The organism is Nonomuraea terrae (genome assembly GCF_004348995.1).
GTDB classification, from domain to species: Bacteria; Actinomycetota; Actinomycetes; order Streptosporangiales; family Streptosporangiaceae; genus Nonomuraea; species Nonomuraea terrae.
In genome coordinates this window covers 1-6,802 of the sequence record NZ_SMKQ01000318.1, presented here as the reverse complement: position 1 = coordinate 6,802, position 6,802 = coordinate 1, and the positions used below count along the sequence as shown (strand labels likewise).

7 protein-coding genes and 1 tRNA gene are annotated in these 6,802 nt (G+C 70.3%); 5 read left to right on the top strand and 3 right to left on the bottom strand.

The genetic code is table 11. The features are described 5' to 3' along the window. On the top strand, positions 1–743 hold a 743-nt coding region (locus E1286_RS44960), incomplete at its 5' end, for a chorismate-binding protein (RefSeq protein ID WP_132623184.1). Continuing rightward, entirely contained in the window at positions 740–1,570 is an 831-nt protein-coding gene (locus tag E1286_RS44955; RefSeq protein WP_187368324.1) for an aminotransferase class IV, read from the top strand. The genes E1286_RS44960 and E1286_RS44955, both read left to right, overlap by 4 nt. Positions 1,571–1,608: 38 nt before the next feature. Here E1286_RS44955 and E1286_RS44950 read toward each other — a convergent pair whose 3' ends face one another. Next, positions 1,609–2,991: an LVIVD repeat-containing protein gene (locus E1286_RS44950; protein WP_223190925.1), complete on the bottom strand. Its 1,383-nt coding sequence runs from the start codon at positions 2,989–2,991 to the stop codon at positions 1,609–1,611. Between the two features lie 80 nt (positions 2,992–3,071). Here E1286_RS44950 and E1286_RS44945 point away from each other — a divergent pair, with 80 nt between their 5' ends. Continuing rightward, positions 3,072–3,689 carry a DUF305 domain-containing protein gene (locus tag E1286_RS44945; protein ID WP_132623182.1) on the top strand — a complete coding sequence of 206 codons (618 nt, stop codon included), beginning with the start codon at positions 3,072–3,074 and terminating at the stop codon, positions 3,687–3,689. 109 nt (positions 3,690–3,798) lie between these two features. Here the strand turns inward: E1286_RS44945 and E1286_RS44940 are convergent, their stop codons facing one another. Further along, entirely contained in the window at positions 3,799–4,215 is a 417-nt protein-coding gene (locus E1286_RS44940) for an SsgA family sporulation/cell division regulator (protein ID WP_020547189.1), read from the bottom strand. A 506-nt stretch (positions 4,216–4,721) separates the two neighbouring features. On the opposite strand from E1286_RS44940, the gene E1286_RS44935 reads away from it, so the two are divergent. Beyond that, a tRNA-Val gene (locus E1286_RS44935) sits at positions 4,722–4,796 on the top strand. Between the two features lie 107 nt (positions 4,797–4,903). After that, entirely contained in the window at positions 4,904–5,629 is a 726-nt protein-coding gene (locus tag E1286_RS44930) for a hypothetical protein (RefSeq protein WP_132623180.1), read from the top strand. A 184-nt stretch (positions 5,630–5,813) separates the two neighbouring features. On the opposite strand, the gene E1286_RS44925 is transcribed toward E1286_RS44930, so the two are convergent. Continuing rightward, a partial coding sequence (locus E1286_RS44925; RefSeq protein WP_246075691.1) for a phospholipase D-like domain-containing protein occupies positions 5,814–6,802 on the bottom strand: 989 nt, incomplete at its 5' end.

Below are 6,802 nucleotides of genomic sequence, written 5' to 3'. Positions count from 1 at the left end.
ACTACATCGAGCAGGGCGAGGTCTATCAGGCCAACCTCTGCCGCGTCCTGACCGCGCCCGTCCTCGACGACGCCGACCCGCTCGCGCTCGCCGCCCGGCTCGCCGCGGGCAACCCGGCCCCGTACGCGGGCGTGATCTCGATCCCCGGGCTCAGCGTGGTGTCGGCCTCGCCCGAGCTCTACCTGTCGCGCGACGGCGACGTCGTCGAGTCCCGGCCGATCAAGGGCACCGGCGCCACCGCCGCCGACCTCCTCGACAAGGACTACGCGGAAAACGTCATGATCGTCGACCTGGTCCGCAACGACCTCGGCCGGGTCGCCGCCGTGGGCTCGGTCGAGGTGCCGGCGTTGTGCGCGGTCGAGGAGCACCCGGGGCTCGTCCACCTCGTCTCCACCGTGCGCGCCAGGCTCGCGCCCGGCGCGGGCTGGCCGGAGCTGTTCGCGGCGACCTTTCCGCCCGGCTCCGTCACGGGCGCACCCAAGTCGTCAGCACTGCGCATCATCAATGAGCTCGAACCCGCTCCCCGGGGGCCGTACTGTGGGGCTGTGGGCTGGGTCGACGCCGACCGGGGCACGGCGGCGCTGGCCGTAGGCATCAGGACGTTCTGGATTTCGGCCGGCGAGATCCGGTTCGGCACGGGAGCGGGCATAACCTGGGGCAGCGACCCCGGGCGCGAGTGGCTCGAGACCGAGCTCAAAGCCGCCAGGCTCATCGCACTGGCATCCACAGGAGGAACTGAATGAACATCCCTGTCTGGGTCAACGGGGAGCTGATCGACCCCGCGCAGGCCAGCGTCTCGGTCTTCGACCACGGCCTGATGGTCGGAGACGGCGTCTTCGAGACCATCAAGATCGTGGGCGGGAAGTCGTTCGCGCTCACCCGTCACCTCGACCGGCTCGCGCTCTCCGCCCAGCGCATGGACCTGCCCGAGCCCGACCTCGAGGCCATCGCCGACGGCATCGCCAAGCTGCTCGACGCCGCGCCCGCCTGGCAGCTGGGCCGCATCCGCGTCACCTACACCAGCGGCCCGGGCCCGCTCGGCTCCGACCGCGGCGACCAGGGCACCACCGCCGTCGTCATCGTCGACGAGCAGAAGCCGTTCCCCGCGACCGCCGCCGTCACCGTGGTGCCCTGGCCGCGCAACGAGCGCGGCGCCCTGTCGGGCGTCAAGAGCACCTCCTACGGCGACAACGCCAAGGCCCTGCAGTACGCCAAGAAGCGCGGCGGCGGCGAGGCGATCTTCGGCAACCTCGCCGGCAACCTGTGCGAGGGCACCGGCTCCAACATCTTCATCGTCCGCGACGGCCGCCTGCTCACGCCCACCCTGGAGTCCGGCTGCCTGGCCGGCGTCACGCGGGCGCTGGTGCTCGAATGGTGCGGCGGCGAGGAGGTCGACGTCCCCCTCCAGGCCGTGTACGCCGCCGAGGAGGCGTTCCTCACCTCCACCACCCGCGACGTCCAGCCGATCCGCCTGGTCGACGACACCGCGATCCCGGCCGCGCCCGGCCCCATCACGGCCAAGGCCATGAGCGTCTTCGCCGAGCGCTCCGCCGTCGACCTCAACCCCTGACAGCAGCCGGGCGGCGGGACCCGCCGCCCGGTGACCGGTCAGTACGACTTCTGCGTCTGCACGTTGAAGTCCTCCATCGTGACCTGCTCGGCCGGGTCGGTCAGCGGGTCCTCGATCCGCAGGACGTCGAGGCCGGCCTTGATGTCGCTGGAGTAGATGTAGCCGTTGTAGTAGTACGCCGACCACGAGCCGGCGATGCCCCCGGCCGGGTACGGCGGCCGGTCGAAGTAGCCGATCTCCCGCGGGTTCGCCGAGTCGGTGAAGTCCCAGACGGACACGCCGCCCTGGTACCACGCCTGCACCATGATGTCCTTGCCCGCCACCGGGATCAGCGAGCCGTTGTGGGCCACGCAGTTCTCGTCCGGCTGCTGCTCGCGCGGGATCTTGAAGTAGCCGCGCTGCTGCAGCTGGCCGTCCACCAGGTCGTAGATCGCGTTGGCGCCCTTGGTGCTCGGCGTGTTGCGGTCGCAGGTGGCCTGGCCGCCGCCGCCCATCTCGTCGCCGAAGACGACCTTCGTGCCGTCGTTGTTGAACGTCGCCGAGTGCCAGATCTCGAAGTTCTCGCGGTCGGTGAGCACCTGGAGCACCGTCGGCTGCACCGGGTCGGAGATGTCGAGCAGCACGCCGTCGCCGAAGCAGGCGGCCGCGGCCACGTCCTTCTCCGGGTAGGCGGTGATGTCGTGGCAGCCGGAGGCGAGCGTCTCGTTGCCGCGCTGCGGGAAGAGGTTGGGCTTGGACACCACGCGCGCCGACTCGGGCGCGTCCATCGGGACCTCCACGACCTGGATGAGCTCGTGAGGCGGCCTGCAGGTCACCGACTGCGGCTCGGGGCCGGGGGAGGAGACGTACACGTAGAGCGTGTCGCCCTCCGGGATCATCGTGTGGGTGTGGGAACCGCAGTCGGTCTGGACGGCGCCGACGTACTGGGGGTCGGCCTTGTCGCTGATGTCGAACAGCCGCAGCCCCTCCCAGGCGGGCGGGCCCGGGGGCGAGTCGCACCCCTCGCCGCCCTGCGGCTCGTCGATCGAAAGGATCAGCAGGTCGCGGTAGACGGTCACGTCGTTCTGCTGCGCCGGGCAGGCCACCTGGCTGACCAGCTCCGGATTCTCCGGGTCGCCGATGTCGTAGATCGAAAAGCCCCCGAAGTTGCCCACGTACGCGTACTCGCCCTGGAAGGCCAGGTCGGTGTTGAAGTCGTCCTCGCCGTTGAACGGAGCCGTCCGCGGCACGTTCGCGACGAGCGTGACGTTGTCGCTCCTCATCTCGTCACCGGCGGACGCGCCGGGCGACGGGGGAGCGCCGGTCTGCTGCGTCGGGCTCGCGGGCGCCGACTGCTCACCGGTGGGCCCCTCCGCGGCGCATGCCGACGTCAGCAGCAGCACCGTCCCCAGCAATGCTCCGCGCCACGTGGCAGAGATCAACGCGCATCCCCTTTGTCTAGTAGCTCACTATGGAAGCTATGTCAGCAGGTTCGCGGAAGCGTACGGCGTTTATCACAGTTATGGCGACATTTCTCATAGCTGGCTGCTCGCCACAGTCCTCCCGATCGCCGGCGCCGTCGCCGGTCGGCACCGAGGCGCCGGTCATCGTGCCGGGCAGCCCTGGGGCGCCCGCGCGCACGGCGACGCCGGGAGAGCGGGTCGGGAAGACGCCGTCGCAGGCGGTCGCCGCCGACGTGCGTTTCGCCGAGGGGATGATCCCCCATCACCGCCAGGCCCTGGAGATGACCTCGCTGGTGGAGGCCCGTACGACCACCGAGACCGTGCGGGCGCTGGCCCGCCGGATCACCGCCGCGCAGTCCCCGGAGGTCAACGCCATGACCGGCTGGCTGACCGAGCTGGGCCGCACCCCGCCGGCCGGCCACGCGCACACGCACGCCGCCGGTTACGGGATGGCGACCGAGGAGGAGCTGGCCGCGCTGCGCGCGGCCAGGGGGAAGGCCTTCGACCGGCTTTTCCTCCGGCTCATGACCAGGCACCACGAGGGCGCGGTCAAGATGGCGGGCGAGCAGCTCGCCAACGGCCGCGACCAGCGGATGCGCCTGCTGGCCAGGGACGTGCACACGGGACAGGGCATCGAGATCGACCGCATGCGGCAGGCCCTGGAGGCGCTGTCGTAGACGTGCCCTCAGACCCTCAGACGTGCCCTCAGACGTGCCCTCAGACGTGAACGTCCGGCCCCCTCGGTGGAGGGAGCCGGACGACTACGCCTTCAGCGAAGCGAACCGGTCAGGACGGCCAGAGCATGTTGGTCAGCTCGGCGTCGAGGTCCATGAAGTCGGTCTCGCGCCCCGCCGGCACCTTCTCGTAGGTGCGGTGCAGGAACTCCGTGAGCGGGGCCAGCGGCACTTCGAAGAGCGCCTGCCCGAACGGCGAGGTCAGGCTGATGTGCAGGGTGCGCTCGCCGTCGGCGCGTGCGGGCCAGACCTGCACGTCGCCGTCGCCTACACGCCGCACGATGCCCACGGTCAGCAACTCGCGGGCGAAGATCCACTCGACCGGTTCGTCATTCCCTACGTGGAAGGCCATGCGGATGGCGTAAGGGTCGTCGGCTGTGTAGCTCAGTCCGGCGAGCAGGGGGACGGTTGTACGGTCGGGGACCACAAGCCGAAGGCCAAGCTCGGCGGAGACGGTGGTGCTGTTCATCGTCAGCCAAACCTTTTTGTCGTAGGTCCCCTCTTCGGGGCTTTCGCTGCTCTGACGGACTTCGTCCTGAGCTATGACGCGGAACGAAGAAACCAGTAGGAAAGATTCCGCTTCCGGGGCCTTCTGTAACGCACATCACAGCTGGACATTTAGGCATACACCTGGCTAAACGGCATCAATCGGGTCGTATTTACAAGGGTTTTGCGTGCTCTGGAGCCTGCCCCGGACGGCCCGTCCATGAACGTTTCTCGCGTAAAGATCGTGGCCGGAGCCTTCCGGGACAGGACGATGGTATGCCACCCACCGGCCGTGCCGATGGGCAACCGCCGCGTTTCACCCGAATCACTCTGAGTGCCCCCTCTGGACGCTCGCCCGAGCCCTGGGGAGCCCGGCGCCGCCGGGGGCGGTGGCCTGCGTGATCGCCCTCGGGACGATTTCGCTTCGCCAGCAGGTGCCAGAGTGCGGTATGGTTTTCCCCGTCGGCACCGCCAAGGAGCCGGCAGGGCGGGCGATTAGCTCAGCGGGAGAGCGCTTCGTTCACACCGAAGAGGTCACTGGTTCGATCCCAGTATCGCCCACCATCGTTCAGAGGCCGGTTCCCCTGTGGGACCGGCCTTTCGGCGTCTCAGAGGGTCTCTCCCGCGCGGTGAGATTTCCCTGGCCTGCCCGGGGTAGCTGGGTTGCCGTGGTGGAGGGCAGGCCCCGCAAGGGGGTGTGGACGCCTGCGACGCGGACCGCGCTGGCCGCGTCCTTCGGCGCCGCCGCGCGCCTGAGGCGCGGACGGCCGCTCCACCCGGCCGGTGTGCTCTTCGAGGCCCGCCTGCGCCTGCACGGCACGCCACAGCCCTGGGGGGCGCCGTTCCTGGACCACCGGATGGACGTGTACGGGTTCGCCCGCTTCTCCCGTTCTCTGGGCCTGCCACCGCCGTTGCCCGACATCCTGGGCCTCGCCCTGCGCTGGCACCAGGAGGACGCCACCGCCGACCTGCTGCTCGCCACGACCGGTCACACCCCGCTCGGCAGACGGCTGCTCCGGCCGGCGACCCGGTGGACGGGCATGTACACGTCCCTGTTCCCGTATGAGGCGGCCGGCCGGCGGCTGGTGCTCGGGGCGCTGCTCCAGCGGGAGCGGCCGTTGCCGGCCACGTTCGACGCGCTCGTACGGGCCGCCGACGAAGGGCCGCTCCTGCTCGACCTCGCCGCCGCCGCGCCCAGCGGGCCGTGGCGGCTCTTCGGCCAGATCGAGCTCACCGCCCCGCCCATGACGGACGCCGACCTGCCGACCCGGTTCAACCCGCTGCTGCGGCAGGTTCCCGGGGTACGTCCGGCGGGCTGGATGAACGAGGTCCGCGACGCCGCGTACGAGGCCGCGCAGCGGGTGCCGGATCGGCAGAAGAAGATCCGGGTTCGATAACCACAATGTGATCGTGTCCGTCTTATCGCCGATCATCCGAAGAGAATGGATATTGGTTGTTGTGAGCGGCGTCACATTGTTTTTGTAGATCAGGCGGGGCGAATTTCGCTCATGGCTTGATTCTGGGTGATCGCCATTCATGATTGCGGATCAACAACAAAAAGGACACGATCCACATATCGGGTTAGAACTCCCGCGAGCGTCGCAAAGCGGGCGGACGGCCGTCGGGGTCGACGGCGAACCGGTACAGCGGCATGGCGAGCACCTTCCGCGCCGGCGACAGACGCGGGGCGGGATGCGGCCGCAGCCGGCCGCGCGGGCGCTCACCCGTACGCGAGGACCGGTGCCAGGACTCCAGCGCCGCCGCCGAGCGGGCGAACGCGTCGAAGGCCGCCACCGGGTCGCACAGCTCGTCCCGCCGCTCGCCGGGCAGGTCCAGGTGCTCCGCCATGAGGTCCAGCCGCAGATCCCGGGCGAACCGCAGCGCGCCGTACGGCGGCCGGGGATCCTCCCGCTCGTCCAGGACGGCGCAGCTCAGCTCCGAGTCGTACGTCCACGAGCGCAGGTTGACGTTGTCGGAACCGACCGCGGCCCAGACGTCGTCCACCACGCAGACCTTCGCGTGCACGTACACCGGCGTGCCCCGGTGGTTCTCCAGGTCGTAGACGGCCACGCGATCGCCGCCCGCTGACAGGAGCCGGCGCAGCGCGTCGGCGCGGCCGATCAGGCTGGCCGGGCCGGCCAGCCAGCCGTCCTGGTCGGGATGGCGGGGCACCACCACGATCATGCGCAGCCCCGGCTCGCGCTCCAGGGCCCGGGCGAACGGCTCGATCACGTCCGTGGACCACAGGTACTGGTCCTCCAGGTAGATCAGCGAACGGGCGCGGTCCAGGACCTTGTGGTAGGCGTGCGCGATGCTGCGCTCGCCGCGCGGCGCGAACGGGTAGCCGCCGCGCCGGGCCGGATACGTCCGCAGCAGCTGCACGTGGTGGCGGCCGGCCGGCGGCGGGGGAGGAGCGGCCGGCGGGAGGCGCGGGGCGTCGTCGAGCCGGCTGAGGCGGTCGCGTAAGCGGCGCAGCGGATCGCGGGTCTCGGGAGCCGGGTCGTCCCAGCGCTCGCAGAACACCTGCTGCACCTGCTCCACGGCCGGGCCCCGCACGGCCACCTGGACGT